This window comes from Streptomyces sp. NPDC127092 (genome assembly GCF_042722475.1).
Classification (GTDB): domain Bacteria; phylum Actinomycetota; class Actinomycetes; order Streptomycetales; family Streptomycetaceae; genus Streptomyces.
The window spans coordinates 170,646-186,893 of the sequence record NZ_JBHXFE010000009.1 but is presented as its reverse complement, the minus strand read 5'-3'; the positions used below and the strand labels follow the sequence as shown (position 1 = coordinate 186,893).

Sequence of the window (16,248 nt, the reverse complement as noted above, 5' to 3'; positions counted from 1 at the left end):
GTCGTTCGTCCGCACAGCTTGTCCACAGGGGGTTGTCCACAGGGGTGGCCGGAGGGACCTGCGTGGAGGACAGTGGAGCCATGCGGGGGTGGTGGCGAGAGGTCGCCGGGCTGGTGCTGCCGGTCTCCTGCGGAGGCTGCGGGAGACCCCGTACGGCGCTGTGCCCGTCGTGCGAGGCCGAGCTGACCGGGACCGGGCCGTGCCGTGTGCGGCCGTCGCCGGAGCCTCGGGGACTGCCCGAGGTGTACGCGGCGGCGGCGTACGAGGGCGGAGCGCGGGCGCTGCTCCTCGCCCACAAGGAGCGCGGCGCGCTGCCGCTCGCCGGTCCCCTGGGCGTGGCGCTGGCCGGGGCCGTGACGGCCGCCGCCGGGGCCCTGGGCGCGGGCGGGGGCGGTTCGCTGCTCCTCGTACCGGTGCCGTCCTCGCGGCGCTCCGTGCGGGCGCGTGGCCATGATCCGACGCGGCGGATCGCGCTGGCGGCGGCCGGGCGGCTGCGGCGTACGGGCCGGGCGGCGCGGGTCCTTCCGGTGCTGCGGCAGCGCCGGGCGGTGGCGGACCAGTCGGGGCTGGGGGCGCGGGGACGGCTCGCGAACCTCGCGGGGGCCCTGGCGGTGGCCCCGGGCGGCGGACGGCTGCTGGGCGAGGCCGTGCGGGCGGGCGGCCGCGTGGTGCTCGTGGACGACCTGATGACCACCGGTGCGTCGCTCGCGGAGGCGGCGCGAGCGGTCACGGCGGCGCTCACGGCGGAGGCCGCGAAGGAGGCCGCGACGGAGGGTTCCGGCGTCGGCGCCGTACACCCGTCGTTCATGTTTCCCGGATTAGCGGACGCCCCGAAGGGAGGCGTGACGGAAGGGCTTTTCGAACAGCCGACGGCCGCGGTGATCGCATCATCTCCGTCCTCGTTCGAAATAAACAGGAACTCTCCGAGAAGTTGCATCGTTGCAGGTGGTGAGAGGTGAAAACACCCGAACGGAGGTAACTGGCTCCAGCGGGTGCCGACACCCGTCCGAACGAGCTATGTTCGGTTGTGAGGAATGGCGAATGCCACGGCCTCACCGAATGCACGGGTGCGCCTACAGGACAGGAGTTCAGGGCGAATTAACCTCGGGTTGGTGGGGTGGGGAGCTTGTCGGCTGGGGAGGAGGAGGTCAGGTCGCCAAGTCCGAGACTCCGGTAATCGCCGGAGTCTGGTGCAAAGGGAGAAGCTCGCCGGCCAAGGAGCCGGACCGAGTGATCCGGGAACGGAGTTCTGCGTGGACATCGTCGTCAAGGGCCGCAAGACCGAGGTGCCCGAGCGGTTCCGGAAGCACGTGGCCGAGAAGCTGAACCTGGAGAAGATCCAGAAGCTTGACGCCAAGGTGATCAGCCTCGACGTCGAGGTGTCCAAGGAGACCAATCCGCGGCAGGCCGACCGGTCCGACCGCGTCGAGATCACCGTCCATTCCCGAGGCCCGGTGATCCGGGCGGAAGCCGCCGCGGGCGACCCGTACGCAGCGCTCGACCTCGCTCACGGCAAGCTCGAGGCGCGACTGCGCAAGCAGCACGACAAGCGCTTCACCCGACGTGGCGCCGGCAGGCTGTCGGCCGCCGAGGTGGGTGACGTGGTGCACGGCGCCGCCCAGATCAACGGCAGTGGCCAGCTGGTCGCCGACGAGGGCGAGAGCGTGCCCACCAGGATGATGGGTTCGATCGAAGTCCAGGGCGAGGGACCGCTGGTGGTCCGGGAGAAGACCCACACGGCCGCCCCGATGACCCTCGAGCAGGCGCTCTACGAAATGGAGCTGGTCGGGCACGACTTCTATCTCTTCGTCGACTCCGACACCAAGCAGCCGAGCGTCGTCTACCGGCGACACGCGTACGACTACGGCGTCATCCACCTCGAGACCGACCCGCTCGCCCAGGGTGGCGGCGCGGGCGGCGCGCTCGGCGGCTGACACCCCCGGGCCGTACCCCGGCCGAGGACCATGACACGGTGCCCCTGAAGCGCCCCGCGCGCTCCCAGGGGCACCCCTGTGCCCCCGTGTGCGACCACGGGATCCCCGCGCGGGCGCCGGGGCATGAAATCATGGCGTGCACGCCAACCGGTGCTCCCCGAGCAGCGGTTGGGGCCTATAGCGAAACCAGTACACGACTTCAGGCCACGGCCTTCAGGGGGAGGAACGATGGCGGACGGCTTCGGGCCGGTGCACAGCGGGCGAGGGCTCGACGGCACGATGAACCCGGAGGGAATGGATTCGGCCAACGGCGCGTCAAGAGACGAGCCCATCCGGGTCCTTGTCGTGGACGATCACGCCCTTTTCCGCCGCGGTCTGGAGATCGTCCTCGCTCAGGAAGAGGACATCCAGGTCGTCGGCGAGGCGGGTGACGGCGCCGAAGCCGTCGACAAAGCGGCCGATCTCCTGCCCGACATCGTCCTGATGGACGTCAGGATGCCGAAGCGGGGCGGAATCGAGGCCTGTACCTCCATCAAGGAGGTCGCCCCCAGCGCGAAGATCATCATGCTGACGATCAGCGACGAGGAGGCCGACCTCTACGACGCGATCAAGGCGGGCGCGACCGGCTACCTCCTGAAGGAGATCTCCACCGACGAGGTCGCCACCGCGATCCGGGCCGTCGCCGACGGCCAGTCGCAGATCAGCCCGTCGATGGCGTCGAAGCTGCTTACCGAGTTCAAGTCGATGATCCAGCGCACCGACGAGCGCAGGCTGGTACCCGCGCCGCGGCTGACCGACCGCGAGCTGGAGGTGCTGAAGCTGGTCGCGACCGGGATGAACAACCGGGACATCGCCAAGGAGCTGTTCATCTCCGAGAACACGGTGAAGAACCACGTGCGCAACATCCTGGAGAAGCTGCAGCTGCACTCCCGGATGGAGGCGGTGGTCTACGCGATGCGGGAGAAGATCCTCGAGATCCGCTGACCTCGCGCCTAGCCGAGGGCCTTCACCAGATCGGGCGCCAGTTCCGGGGCGTCGACGCGCTCCACCGCCACCGCGTCGCAGCCCACCCACTCCGCGGCCTCGCGCAGGGCCTGGGCCACCGCGGGCACCGCCTTGGGGCCGTCCAGCGTGACCTGCCGGGCGACCAGCGTCCGGCCGTCCCTGGCCGGGTCCACGCGGCCCACCAGACGGCCGCCGGCCAGGACGGGCATCGCGAAGTAGCCGTACACCCGCTTCGGCTTCGGCACGTAGGCCTCCAGGCGGTGCGTGAAGCCGAAGATCCGCTCGGTGCGGGGCCGCTCCCAGATCAGCGAGTCGAACGGCGAGAGCAGCGTCGTGCGGTGCCGGCCGCGCGGCTCGGTCGCCAGTGCCGCCGGGTCGGCCCAGGCCGGCTTGCCCCAGCCCGCCACCGTCACCGGCACCAGACCCGAGTCCGCCACCACCGCGTCGAAGGCCTCGCCCTTGATCCGGTGGTAGTCGGCGATGTCCGCGCGCGTGCCGACGCCGAGGGCCTCGCCCGCCTGCCGCACGAGCCGGCGCAGACACTCCGTGTCGTCCATGTCGTCGTGCAGCAGCGCGTCCGGGATCGCCCGCTCGGCCAGGTCGTACACCCGCTTCCAGCCGCGTCGCTCGGTCACCACCACCTCGCCGTACATCAGCGCCCGCTCGACGGCGATCTTCGAATCCGACCAGTCCCACCACTCGCCCTTGTTCTTGGCGCCGCCGAGCTCGGTCGCGGTCTGCGGGCCCTCGCTCCTGAGCTGGGCGATCACCGCCTCGTACGCGCCGTCCGACAGCTCGTGGGACCAGTGCGGGCGGTCGCGGTAGGCACGGCGGCGGAAGGCGAAGTGCGGCCACTCCTCGACGGGCAGGATGCAGGCGGCGTGCGACCAGTACTCGAAGGCGTGACCTTCGGTCCAGTACGCGTCCTCGACGGTGCGGCGGCCCACCGCGCCGAGGCGCGCGTACGGAATCAGCTCGTGCGAGCGGGCCAGGACCGAGATGGTGTCCAGCTGGACCTGGCCGAGGTGACGCAGCACCCCGCGGACACCGGCCCGCCGGTCCGGCGCGCCGAGGAAGCCCTGGGCCCGCAGGGCGATCCGGCGGGCTTCGTCGGCGGACAGTTCGGCTGCGGGGCGCGGGGCGGTCGTCATGATCCCGACCCTAGACGGCGGCACTGACAACGCGCGGGGGATTCGGCAAGCATCCGAAGGCCTCCCCGCCCGGGCCGCGTCTGGTCCGCGTGCGGGCCTCGCCCGGCCCCCGTCCGGGCCCCGTCCGGGCCCCGTACGGCCGCTCAGGCGTCCGCGTCGGCCTTTGCCGGGAGGTAGGGGAGCGGCGAGGGGAGGCCGAGGTCGGACGGGAGCAGGGAGGCTACCCAGGCGTCGCGGACCGTGCCCTTGTTGGTCAGACCGGCCCGCTCGACGCCCTCCATGGTGAAACCGGCCCGCTCGGCGACCGCCCGCGACGGCGTGTTGCCGATCTCGGCGCGCCACACCAGCCGGTGGACGCCGAGGGAGGTGAAGGCCCAGCGGGCGAGGGCGTCGACGACCTCCGTCATGTAGCCGTGGCCGCGGTGCTCCCTGACCAGCCAGAAGCCGACCTCCCGGACGCCCGGGCCCCTGGCGTGCAGACCGGCGGCGGCCAGCAGCGGGCCGCCCTCCAGCGGCTCGACGGCGAAGCCGTACTCCCCGTCCTCGCGCCAGCCCTGCGGCACGAGGCGGTTCACGAAGAAGTCCGCGTCGGGGCGCGTGTACGGGGAGGGGACCTGGGTCCAGCGCTGGATGTCCGGGTCCTGACAGGCGGCGGTCACCGCGTCCACGTCCGCGGAGGCGAACGGGCGCAGGCGCAGGCGGTCGGTGGTGAGGGTGATGGGCTCCATGACGAAATTCTGGTGACCCGCCCGGGCCGATGCGAACACTTTTCGGGAGAGGGCGGCACCTTCCGGCACCCTCGAGCGTTCTCTCTTGAGCGAGGTGTCACGGGCGGCAGCGGGGCCCTCGGCACCGCGGCCGCACCGCTCCGGCACTGCGGGCCTCCCTCCACGAGGGCGGTCTCGCTTACGATGGCCGTTGCGGTGGGGACCACCTGCCGTGCCCGCGCCCGAGTCATGACAAGACCCAGTGCCAGGCCCGACCGGCAAGGAGACCAGCCTCAGTGTCCGTCTTCAACAAGCTCATGCGTGCAGGCGAAGGCAAGATCCTGCGCAAACTGCACCGCATCGCGGACCAGGTCAACTCCATCGAAGAGGATTTCGTCAACCTCTCCGACGCCGAGTTGCGGGCGCTCACGGACGAGTACAAGCAGCGGTACGCGGACGGCGAGAGCCTCGACGACCTGCTTCCCGAGGCGTTCGCCACGGTCCGTGAGGCCGCCAAGCGCGTCCTGGGCCAGCGCCACTACGACGTGCAGATCATGGGTGGCGCCGCGCTCCACCTCGGCTACGTGGCCGAGATGAAGACCGGTGAGGGCAAGACCCTCGTCGGCACGCTCCCCGCGTACCTGAACGCGCTGTCCGGCAAGGGCGTGCACCTGATCACGGTGAACGACTACCTGGCCGAGCGCGACTCCGAGATGATGGGCCGGGTCCACCGCTTCCTCGGCCTGACGGTCGGCTGCATCCTCGCCAACATGACGCCGGCCCAGCGCCGCGAGCAGTACGCCTGCGACATCACGTACGGCACGAACAACGAGTTCGGCTTCGACTACCTGCGCGACAACATGGCGTGGTCCAAGGACGAGCTCGTCCAGCGCGGCCACAACTACGCGTGCGTCGACGAGGTCGACTCGATCCTCGTCGACGAGGCCCGTACGCCGCTGATCATCTCCGGCCCGGCCGACCAGGCCACCAAGTGGTACGGCGACTTCGCGAAGCTGGTCACCCGCCTCACCAAGGGCGAGCCCGGCAACCAGCTCAAGGGCATCGAGGAGACCGGCGACTACGAGGTCGACGAGAAGAAGCGCACCGTCGGCATCCACGAGTCCGGTGTCGCCAAGGTCGAGGACTGGCTGGGCATCGACAACCTGTACGAGTCGGTCAACACGCCGCTCGTCGGTTACCTGAACAACGCCATCAAGGCGAAGGAACTGTTCAAGAAGGACAAGGACTACGTCGTCATCGACGGCGAGGTCATGATCGTCGACGAGCACACCGGCCGTATCCTCGCCGGCCGTCGCTACAACGAGGGCATGCACCAGGCCATCGAGGCCAAGGAAGGCGTGCCGATCAAGGACGAGAACCAGACGCTCGCCACGATCACCCTCCAGAACTTCTTCCGCCTCTACGACAAGCTCTCCGGCATGACCGGTACGGCCATGACCGAGGCGGCCGAGTTCCACCAGATCTACAAGCTGGGCGTCGTCCCGATCCCGACGAACAAGCCCATGCAGCGCAAGGACCAGCCGGACCTGATCTACCGGACCGAGGTCGCCAAGTTCGCCGCCGTCGTCGACGACATCGCGGAGAAGCACGAGAAGGGCCAGCCGGTCCTCGTCGGCACCACCTCGGTCGAGAAGTCCGAGTACCTGTCGCAGCAGCTCAGCAAGCGCGGTGTGCCGCACGAGGTGCTCAACGCCAAGCACCACGAGCGCGAGGCCGCGATCGTCGCGCAGGCCGGCCGCAAGGGCGCCGTCACCGTCGCCACGAACATGGCCGGCCGTGGTACGGACATCAAGCTCGGCGGCAACCCCGACGACCTCGCCGAGGCGGAGCTGCGCCAGGCGGGCCTCGACCCGGTCGAGCACGTCGAGGAGTGGGCGGCGGCGCTGCCGGGCGCCCTGGAGCGCGCCGAGAAGGCCGTGAAGGCGGAGTTCGAGGAGGTCAAGGAGCTCGGCGGACTGTACGTCCTGGGCACCGAGCGCCACGAGTCCCGCCGTATCGACAACCAGCTCCGCGGCCGTTCCGGCCGTCAGGGCGACCCCGGCGAGTCCCGCTTCTACCTGTCGCTCGGCGACGACCTGATGCGCCTGTTCAAGGCGGCGATGGTCGAGCGCGTGATGGCGATGGCGAACGTGCCGGACGACGTGCCGATCGAGAACAAGATGGTCACCCGCGCCATCGCCTCCGCGCAGGGCCAGGTCGAGAGCCAGAACTTCGAGACCCGTAAGAACGTCCTGAAGTACGACGAGGTCCTCAACCGGCAGCGCGAGGTCATCTACGGCGAGCGCCGCCGCGTCCTGGAGGGCGAGGACCTGCACGAGCAGATCCGCCACTTCATGGACGACACGATCGACGACTACATCCGCCAGGAGACCGCCGAGGGCTTCGCGGAGGAGTGGGACCTGGACCGGCTGTGGAGCGCGTTCAAGCAGCTCTACCCGGTGAAGGTCACCGTGGAGGAGCTGGAGGACGCGGCGGGCGACCGGGCCGGCATCACCGCCGAGTTCATCGCCGAGTCCATCAAGAACGACATCCACGAGCAGTACGACGCCCGTGAGAAGCAGCTCGGCTCGGACATCATGCGTGAGCTGGAGCGGCGCGTGGTCCTGTCGGTCCTGGACCGCAAGTGGCGCGAGCACCTCTACGAGATGGACTACCTCCAGGAGGGCATCGGCCTGCGCGCGATGGCGCAGAAGGACCCGCTGGTCGAGTACCAGCGCGAGGGCTTCGACATGTTCACCGCGATGATGGAGGGCATCAAGGAGGAGTCCGTCGGCTACCTGTTCAACCTGGAGGTCCAGGTCGAGCAGCAGGTCGAGGAGGTCCCGGTGCAGGACGCGGCCCCGTCCCTGGAGAAGGACGCGGTCCCGGCGGGCGCGAACGGCCGCCCGGAGATCCGCGCGAAGGGCCTCGACGCCCCGCAGCGTCCGGACCGCCTGCACTTCTCCGCGCCGAAGGTCGACGGTGACGGCTCGGTCATCGAGGGCGACTTCGTCTCCGACGGCGGCGCGGCCGACGCGGGCGACGGCATGACGCGCGCGGAGCGCCGCAAGGCCCAGAAGAACGCGGGCGGCCGCCGCCGCAAGAAGTAACACGCGGCGCGCGCGGAGCGCACATGCGGAAAGGGGCCGGTCGCTGTGGCGACCGGCCCCTTTGTGCCCCGGAGCGGTCCCGGCCCGCCCGGGCCTCCGAGGTCCGGCCGCTCCGGGCGGGACACATTCATCCTTCCGGTGGTCCGGAGACTCGCCCAGGGTGACCCGGTTGGCCCTACGGGCGCGACAGGCCCGGCCGTGGGCCCGGGGGGAGGCCGTCGAGTTCTACGGCCGCGCAGCGCCAGCGGCGGTCCGGGCCGCGTTCGAGGCGGAAGGCCATGGCGCGGACGCGGTCGCCCGTGGCGATGGTCGCGAAGGCCTCGACGGCCGCGTCATGGCCCGGCAGATGGGCCGTGCACCGGCGCAGGACCGGACGGGGGCCGGGCGAGCGGAGCGGGGTGGCCGGGGCGAGCTGGACGAGCTGCTCGTACGCCTCGCCGATGGTGTGGCCGAGCATCCAGTGCACCGGCCGCTCCCCGGTCAGGACCGCGAGCAGCCGCTCCGCGAACATGACGTGCGGCGGGAGCAGGCGGCGCGGTGCCGCTCCCGCCCGGCCGCGCGGATGCGTGCCGGCGGGGCCGGACGGGCCGGACGGGCGGCGTGGTGCGGTGCGTGGGTGGGTGGTCATGCGGATCCCCGTTCGTCGCGTTGAGTCACCGGCTCGTACCGGTCGGTAACTTCCGTCGGGGATCTTGTACGGGGTCGCCCGCCGAACCGGCAAGTGGCGCTCGGTGCCCGGAGGAGGCGCAGAGCAATTCACCTATCAGGGGGACGCCGGGGCAGGCCTGGGGAGGCGGAGCGCGGCCGGCGGAAGGTGCGGCGGGGTCCGGGCCGGGGTCCCTTGCCGGAGCCGCGCACGTATCCTGAGGGCGTCTCCGACTACGAAAGCGGCCAGCCATGCGCGTGTACGTACCCCTGACCCTTCCCGGTCTCGCACAGGCGCACAAGGCGGGCGAGCTCGGTCCCGGACCGCTCACCGCCTACGCCGTCACCCCCGCCCTGCGCGAGTGGTACGTCTCCGACGACATCGAGGAGCTGGAGTACGCCGCCCTCAACCGCGCCGCCGCCGCCTCGCTCCGCCTGCTCGCGGGTGACCCCGAGGCCGCGCGCCGCCGGGTCGTCGTCGCCGTCGACGTACCCGACAAGGACGCCGTCGTGGACCCCGACCGCGGCCTCGACCCGAGTGCCCTCGGCGAGGTGCGGATCGCCGCCGCCGTGCCGCTGGCGAAGGCCGCGGCCGTGCACGCCGACGCCGACGACGCCGAGGCGGACGTCTCGGCCGCCGCGGACGCGCTCGGCGCGGCGGACCAGGGCGACGACGACGCCCAGTTCGTCGTCGACGGGGCCGAGGACCACGAGCTGCTCTGGTACGGCGTACAGGAGATCCCCGCGCTGCTCGGCTGAGGTCCGGTCCAGACGGCCCGGACCGAGCCGTCCCGGCCGGTACCGTGGCTTCCCATGGGGAAGCACGCGAAGCATCTGGTCTGGGACTGGAACGGCACTCTGCTCGACGACATCGGCGCGGTCATCGGCGCCACCAACGCGGCGTTCGCCGAGCTCGGGCTCGAAGCGATCACTCTTGAGCGGTACCGCGAGCTGTACACGGTGCCGGTGCCGAAGTTCTACGAACGCCTGATGGGGCGGCTTCCCACCGAGGAGGAATGGCTCGTCATGGACGACGCCTTCCACCGCCACTACTGGCAGCGGGCCGACGGCTGCGGACTCACCGCGGGCGCGGCGGAGCTGCTGGCGGCGCGCCGGGCGTCCGGGTCCACGCAGTCGCTGCTCTCGCTCGCCCCGCACGCCGAGCTGATACCGCTCGTGCGGCGGCACGGGATCGCCGAGCATTTCGTCAGGATGGACGGGCGGGTCGGGAACTCCACGGACGGCAAGTCCGGGCACATGGTGCGGCACCTGGCCGCGCTGGAGAACATCCCGGCCGAGCGGATCGTCGTCATCGGCGACGCGGCCGACGACGCGGTGGCGGCGGCCCACGTCGGCGCGAAGGCGGTGCTCTACACCGGCGGCTCGCACAGCCGGGCCTCACTCGAGCGAGTGGGTGTACCGGTCGTCGACTCGCTCGCCGAGGCGGTCGCCGTCGCGGACGAGCTGGCCTAGGACGGCCCGGCCTCCGGAAGGCCGGACGGGGCCGGGGCCGGCCACAGGCCCGGCCCCGCCTCGTACTACTTCCGGTGCCGCGGCACGCCCGGCCGGCCGGCCTCGCCTCGGGCCTCCAGCCTCCCGGCCGGGGCGGCCCGGGCCTCCGGCCTCCCGGCCGGCCCGCCTGCCCCGGCCCCCGCCGTCCCTACCCCTTCGTCTCCCTCAGGACCTTCAAGAACTCCCTCATCCAGCTCGGGTGGTCCGGCCAGGCCCTTGACGAGACCAGGCGGCCGTCGATCACGGCCTCCGTGTCCTGGAAGGTCGCGCCCGCTGCCTGCATGTCGAGTTCCAGGGCCGGGTACGCCGTCACGCGGCGGCCCTCCAGGGAGCCCAGGGCGGCGGTGAGGAGGGGGCCGTGGCAGATCTGGGCGACCGGCTTGTCGGCGTCGAAGAAGGACTTGAGGATCTTGCGGAGTTCCGGGTCGTTGCGCAGGTACTCGGGGGCGCGGCCGCCCGGGATGACGACCGCCACGTAGTCGCCGGGGTCGACCTCCGAGAAGGCCAGGTCGGCGGGCCAGGTGTAGCCGGGCTTCTCCGTGTACGTGTCGTAGCCGGGCTCGAAGTCGTGGACCACGAAGCGGAGCTGCTTGCGGGACGGGGCCGCGATGTCGACCTCGTACCCCTCTTCGAGGAGCCGCTGGTACGGGTACAACACCTCCAGCGACTCCGCCGCGTCTCCGGTCACGATCAAGATCTTCGCCATGGCGACTCCCAGATCCGTCAGAACCCTGATGTCGGTGTGTGCCCCGGGGAAACATTCGTCGCTGTCCACAGTGTCAAACTTCCCGCCCCGCTTTTGTACACATAAGGCTCATGACGGCCGGGGGGTCAACAGCGATAGGCTTCTAACGTGATCAGCGCGATACGCCGAGGGGGCAGCGCAGCCCCCGGCTTCCGTCCGGTCCGCAGTGGCGGCCGGACCGAGAGTGCGTACGCCGATTCCCGCCGGGTGGCCGAGAAGCACCCGGTCATCTCTCATCGCGGCATAACGTCTCTTCCGACCGGTACCACCGCGTCGTGGCGTTGTGTCCTTTCTTCCACCGACGTCACGCAACGGCGCGCGACAGGAGTCAGAGGACATGCAGACCAAGCTGGACGAAGCCAAGGCCGAGCTGCTCGATCGGGCCGCCCGGGTAGCTGAGAACAGCCCGGTCGGGGGGCGACTTCCGACAGGGCCGGACAACGGGAAGCGTCCGGACCACGCGACCGTGCTCGACTACCTCCAGCGCTACTACCTGCACACCGCGCCCGAGGACCTCACCGACCGCGATCCCGTCGACGTCTTCGGCGCCGCGCTCTCGCACTACCGGCTGGCGGAGAACCGCCCGCAGGGCACCGCGAACGTCCGCGTCCACACCCCGACGGTGGAGGAGAACGGCTGGACCTGCAGCCACTCCGTCGTCGAGGTCGTCACCGACGACATGCCCTTCCTCGTCGACTCCGTCACGAACGAGCTGTCCCGCCAGGGCCGCGGCATCCACGTCGTCATCCACCCGCAGGTCATGGTCCGCCGTGACGTGACCGGCCGGCTCATCGAGGTGCTCGCCAAGGAGCCCAAGGGCGAGCTGCCGCACGACGCGCTGACCGAGTCCTGGATCCACGTCGAGATCGACCGCGAGACCGACAAGGCCGACCTCAAGCAGATCACCAACGACCTGCTGCGCGTCCTGTCCGACGTCCGCGAGGCCGTCGAGGACTGGGAGAAGATGCGCGACGCCGCGCTGCGCATCGCCGACGGCCTGGCCGACGAGCCCACCGCCTCCGACCTGCGGCCCACCGAGGTCGAGGAGGCCCGCGAGCTGCTGCGCTGGCTCGCCGACGACCACTTCACCTTCCTCGGCTACCGCGAGTACGAGCTGGTCAACGGTGACGCCCTGGCCGCCGTGCCCGGCACCGGTCTCGGCATCCTGCGCTCCGACCCGCACCACAGCGGCGACGATCACCACGCCCACCCGGTCTCGCCGTCCTTCAGCCGGCTGCCCGCCGACGCCCGCGCCAAGGCGCGCGAGCACAAGCTGCTGATCCTGACGAAGGCCAACAGCCGCGCGACCGTGCACCGGCCCTCGTACCTCGACTACGTCGGCGTGAAGAAGTTCGACGCCGAGGGCAACGTCATCGGCGAGCGCCGGTTCCTCGGCCTCTTCTCCTCGGCCGCCTACACCGAGTCCGTGCGCCGCGTCCCCGTCGTCAAGCGCAAGGTCCAGGAGGTCCTCGAGGGCGCCGGCTTCTCGCCGAGCAGCCACGACGGCCGCGACCTGCTCCAGATCCTGGAGACCTACCCGCGCGACGAGCTCTTCCAGACCCCGGTCGACGAGCTGCAGTCCATCGTCACCAGCGTCCTGTACCTCCAGGAGCGGCGGCGCCTGCGGCTCTACCTGCGCCAGGACGAGTACGGCCGCTACTACTCGGCCCTCGTCTACCTGCCGCGCGACCGCTACACCACGCGCGTCCGGCTGCGGATCATCGAGCTCCTCAAGGAGGAGCTGAACGGCACCAGCGTCGACTTCACGGCCTGGAACACCGAGTCGATCCTCTCCCGGCTGCACTTCGTCATCCGCGTCGAGCCCGGCACCGCGCTCAGCAAGCTGACCGAGGCCGACGTCGACCGCATCGAGTCCCGGCTCGCCGACGCCGCCCGCTCCTGGGCCGACGGCTTCGCCGAGGCGCTCAACGCCGAGCTGGGCGAGGAGCGCGCCGCCGAGCTGCTCCGCCGCTACGGCAACGCCTTCCCCGAGGGCTACAAGGCCGACCACTCGCCGCGCGCCGCCGTCTCCGACCTGTGCCACCTGGAGGCCCTGGCCGGCAGCGGCAAGGACTTCGCGCTCTCCCTTTACGAGCCGGTCGCCTCCGGCACCGGCGAGCGCCGCTTCAAGATCTACAAGACGGGCGAGCAGATCTCGCTGTCCGCCGTGCTCCCGGTCCTCAACCGGCTCGGCGTCGAGGTCACCGACGAGCGCCCGTACGAGCTGCGCTGCGCCGACCGCACCCACGCCTGGATCTACGACTTCGGCCTGCGGATGCCGCTGCCGGCCGGCAACGGCGGCGACTACCTCGGCGACGACGCCCGCGAGCGCTTCCAGGAGGCCTTCGCCGCCACCTGGACCGGCGAGGCCGAGAACGACAACTTCAACTCGCTCGTCCTGTCCGCCGGGCTCAACTGGCGCGAGGCGATGGTGCTGCGCGCCTACGCGAAGTACCTGCGCCAGGCCGGTTCGACGTTCAGCCAGGACTACATGGAGGACACCCTCCGCAACAACGTCCACACCACCCGGCTGCTCGTCTCCCTCTTCGAGGCCCGGATGGCCCCGGAGCGCCAGCGCGCCGGCACCGAGCTGATCGACGGGCTCCTGGAGGAGCTGGACGGCGCCCTCGACCAGGTCGCCTCCCTCGACGAGGACCGCATCCTGCGCTCCTTCCTCACCGTCATCAAGGCGACCCTCCGGACCAACTTCTTCCAGAAGACGGCGGACGGCAAGCGGCACCCGTACGTGTCGATGAAGTTCGACCCGCAGGCCATCCCCGACCTGCCGGCCCCGCGCCCCGCCTTCGAGATCTGGGTGTACTCGCCGCGCGTCGAGGGCGTCCACCTGCGCTTCGGCAAGGTCGCCCGAGGCGGTCTGCGCTGGTCCGACCGCCGCGAGGACTTCCGTACCGAGATCCTCGGCCTGGTCAAGGCGCAGATGGTGAAGAACACCGTCATCGTGCCGGTCGGCGCCAAGGGCGGCTTCGTCGCCAAGCAGCTCCCGGACCCGGCGCTCGACCGTGACGCGTGGCTGGCCGAGGGCGTCGCCTCGTACAAGACCTTCATCTCGGCGCTCCTCGACATCACCGACAACCTGGTCGCCGGCGAGGTCGTGCCCCCGGTCGACGTGGTCCGCCACGACGAGGACGACACCTACCTGGTCGTCGCCGCCGACAAGGGCACCGCGACCTTCTCCGACATCGCCAACGGCGTCGCCGAGTCGTACGGCTTCTGGCTGGGCGACGCCTTCGCCTCCGGCGGCTCGGCCGGCTACGACCACAAGGGCATGGGCATCACCGCCCGCGGCGCCTGGGAGTCGGTCAAGCGGCACTTCCGCGAGCTGGGCCACGACACCCAGACCCAGGACTTCACCGTCGTCGGCGTCGGCGACATGTCCGGCGACGTCTTCGGCAACGGCATGCTGCTCTCCGAGCACATCCGGCTCGTCGCGGCCTTCGACCACCGCCACATCTTCATCGACCCGAACCCGGACGCGGCCACCTCGTACGCCGAGCGCCGCCGGCTGTTCGACCTGCCCCGCTCGTCGTGGGCCGACTACAACACCGAGCTCCTCTCGGCCGGCGGCGGCATCCACCCGCGTACCGCGAAGTCGATCCCGGTCAACGCGCAGATGCGGGCGGCCCTCGGCATCGAGGCCGGCGTCACCAAGATGACCCCGGCCGAGCTGATGAAGGCGATCCTGCAGTCGCCCGTCGACCTGCTGTGGAACGGCGGCATCGGCACGTACGTGAAGTCCTCCGTCGAGTCCCACGCGGACGTCGGCGACAAGGCCAACGACGCCATCCGCGTCGACGGCCAGGACGTCCGCGCCAAGGTCATCGGCGAGGGCGGCAACCTCGGCGCGACCCAGCTGGGCCGCATCGAGTTCGCCCGCTCCGGCGGACCCGAGGGCGAGGGCGGCAAGGTCAACACCGACGCCATCGACAACAGCGCCGGCGTGGACACCTCCGACCACGAGGTCAACATCAAGATCCTGCTCAACGGGCTGGTCGCCGAGGGCGACATGACCGTCAAGCAGCGCAACAAGATCCTCGCCGAGATGACCGACGAGGTCGGCTCGCTCGTGCTGCGCAACAACTACGCGCAGAACACGGCCCTGGCCAACGCCGTCGCCCAGTCGCCGTCCCTGCTCCACGCCCACCAGCGCTTCATGCGCCGCCTGGGCCGCGACGGGGCGCTCGACCGCTCGCTGGAGTTCCTGCCCAACGACCGGCAGATCCGCGAGCTGCTCAACACCGGCCGTGGCCTGAGCCAGCCGGAGCTCGCCGTCCTCCTCGCGTACACCAAGATCACGGTGGCCGACGAGCTGATCGGCACCGACCTGCCGGACGACCCGTACCTGCGCGGGCTGCTCCACGCGTACTTCCCGACGCAGCTGCGCGAGAAGTTCACCGAGGCCGTCGACAACCACCCGCTGCGCCGGGAGATCGTCACGACGATCCTGGTCAACGACACCGTCAACACCGGTGGCTCGACCTTCCTGCACCGCCTCCGCGAGGAGTCCGGCGCGTCGATCGAGGAGATCGTCCGCGCGCAGACCGCCGCCCGCGCGATCTTCCGCCTGAGCGAGGTCTGGGACGCCGTCGAGTCCCTCGACAACAAGGTCGCGGCCGAGTTCCAGACCCGGATGCGGCTGCACTCGCGCCGTCTCGTCGAGCGCGGCACCCGCTGGCTGCTCAACAACCGGCCGCAGCCGCTCCAGATCGGCGAGACCATCGAGTTCTTCGCGGACCGGGTCGAGCAGGTCTGGGAGAAGCTGCCGCAGCTGCTGCGCGGCGCGGACCTGGAGTGGTACCAGTCGATCCTGGACGAGCTGACCGGCGTCGGCGTCCCGGAGGAGCTGGCGCTGCGCGTGGCCGGGTTCTCGTCCGCCTTCCCGACGCTCGACATCGTCGCGATCGCGGACCGCACGGGCAAGGACCCGCTGGCGGTCGCCGAGGTCTACTACGACCTGGCCGACCGGCTGCGGATCACCGACCTGATGGACCGGATCATCGAGCTGCCGCGGGCCGACCGCTGGCAGTCGATGGCCCGCGCCTCCATCCGTGAGGACCTCTTCGCCGCGCACGCCGCGCTCACCTCGGACGTCCTCGCGGCCGGGAACGGCACTTCCACGCCGGAGGAGCGGTTCAAGGCGTGGGAGGAGAAGAACGCCGCGATCCTGGGCCGTGCGCGCACCACCCTGGAGGAGATCCAGGGCTCGGACGCCTTCGACCTGGCGAACCTGTCGGTCGCGATGCGGACGATGCGCACGCTGCTCCGTACGCACAGCTGATCCGTCTGACGGAGAAGGGGCGGCCCCGGCGGGCCGAAACCCAAGGGGGGGGCCCCCTTTCCCCCCTTAGGTGGTTCCTTCCTGGGGGGTTCCCTCCAAAGGGGACAGGGAGAGCCCCAAACGGAGGGGGGTTAGAACCACCC

General features: G+C 70.8%; 11 protein-coding genes. 7 read left to right on the top strand and 4 right to left on the bottom strand.

The features are described from left to right. Nucleotides 1-80 precede the first annotated feature (80 nt). The 3 genes from ACFWJO_RS10700 (at nt 81) to ACFWJO_RS10690 (ending at nt 2,918) form a co-directional block, all read left to right on the top strand. Nucleotides 81-959, top strand: a complete 879-nt coding sequence (locus ACFWJO_RS10700; RefSeq protein WP_386864346.1) for a ComF family protein — start codon at nt 81-83, stop codon at nt 957-959. A gap of 294 nt (nt 960-1,253) precedes the next feature. Then, nucleotides 1,254-1,934, top strand: a complete 681-nt coding sequence (hpf, locus tag ACFWJO_RS10695; protein WP_386864345.1) for a ribosome hibernation-promoting factor, HPF/YfiA family — start codon at nt 1,254-1,256, stop codon at nt 1,932-1,934. A 228-nt stretch (nt 1,935-2,162) separates the two neighbouring features. Next, on the top strand, nt 2,163-2,918 hold the full coding sequence (locus ACFWJO_RS10690) for a response regulator (protein ID WP_386864344.1): 756 nt from the start codon (nt 2,163-2,165) through the stop codon (nt 2,916-2,918). A gap of 8 nt (nt 2,919-2,926) precedes the next feature. On the opposite strand, the gene ACFWJO_RS10685 is transcribed toward ACFWJO_RS10690, so the two are convergent. Then, a complete protein-coding gene (locus tag ACFWJO_RS10685) occupies nt 2,927-4,090 on the bottom strand; it encodes a winged helix-turn-helix domain-containing protein (protein WP_386864343.1) in 1,164 nt (387 codons plus the stop codon). 143 nt (nt 4,091-4,233) lie between these two features. Next, a complete protein-coding gene (locus ACFWJO_RS10680) occupies nt 4,234-4,818 on the bottom strand; it encodes a GNAT family N-acetyltransferase (protein ID WP_386864342.1) in 585 nt (194 codons plus the stop codon). Nucleotides 4,819-5,093: 275 nt separating this feature from the next. Here ACFWJO_RS10680 and secA point away from each other — a divergent pair, with 275 nt between their 5' ends. After that, entirely contained in the window at nt 5,094-7,907 is a 2,814-nt protein-coding gene (gene secA, locus ACFWJO_RS10675) for a preprotein translocase subunit SecA (RefSeq protein ID WP_386864341.1), read from the top strand. Nucleotides 7,908-8,082: 175 nt separating this feature from the next. Here secA and ACFWJO_RS10670 read toward each other — a convergent pair whose 3' ends face one another. Continuing rightward, entirely contained in the window at nt 8,083-8,535 is a 453-nt protein-coding gene (locus tag ACFWJO_RS10670; RefSeq protein ID WP_386864340.1) for an Rv3235 family protein, read from the bottom strand. Nucleotides 8,536-8,804: 269 nt separating this feature from the next. Here ACFWJO_RS10670 and ACFWJO_RS10665 point away from each other — a divergent pair, with 269 nt between their 5' ends. Together ACFWJO_RS10665 and ACFWJO_RS10660 are read left to right on the top strand one after the other, a co-directional pair. Next, nucleotides 8,805-9,311 carry a DUF6912 family protein gene (locus ACFWJO_RS10665; protein ID WP_386864339.1) on the top strand — a complete coding sequence of 169 codons (507 nt, stop codon included), beginning with the start codon at nt 8,805-8,807 and terminating at the stop codon, nt 9,309-9,311. A gap of 54 nt (nt 9,312-9,365) precedes the next feature. Beyond that, a complete protein-coding gene (locus tag ACFWJO_RS10660; RefSeq protein WP_386864338.1) occupies nt 9,366-10,025 on the top strand; it encodes an HAD family hydrolase in 660 nt (219 codons plus the stop codon). Between the two features lie 187 nt (nt 10,026-10,212). Here ACFWJO_RS10660 and ACFWJO_RS10655 read toward each other — a convergent pair whose 3' ends face one another. Then, on the bottom strand, nt 10,213-10,770 hold the full coding sequence (locus ACFWJO_RS10655) for a DJ-1/PfpI family protein (protein ID WP_386864337.1): 558 nt from the start codon (nt 10,768-10,770) through the stop codon (nt 10,213-10,215). A gap of 376 nt (nt 10,771-11,146) precedes the next feature. On the opposite strand from ACFWJO_RS10655, the gene ACFWJO_RS10650 reads away from it, so the two are divergent. Further along, entirely contained in the window at nt 11,147-16,105 is a 4,959-nt protein-coding gene (locus ACFWJO_RS10650) for an NAD-glutamate dehydrogenase (RefSeq protein WP_386864336.1), read from the top strand. The last annotated feature ends 143 nt before the right edge of the window (nt 16,106-16,248 follow it).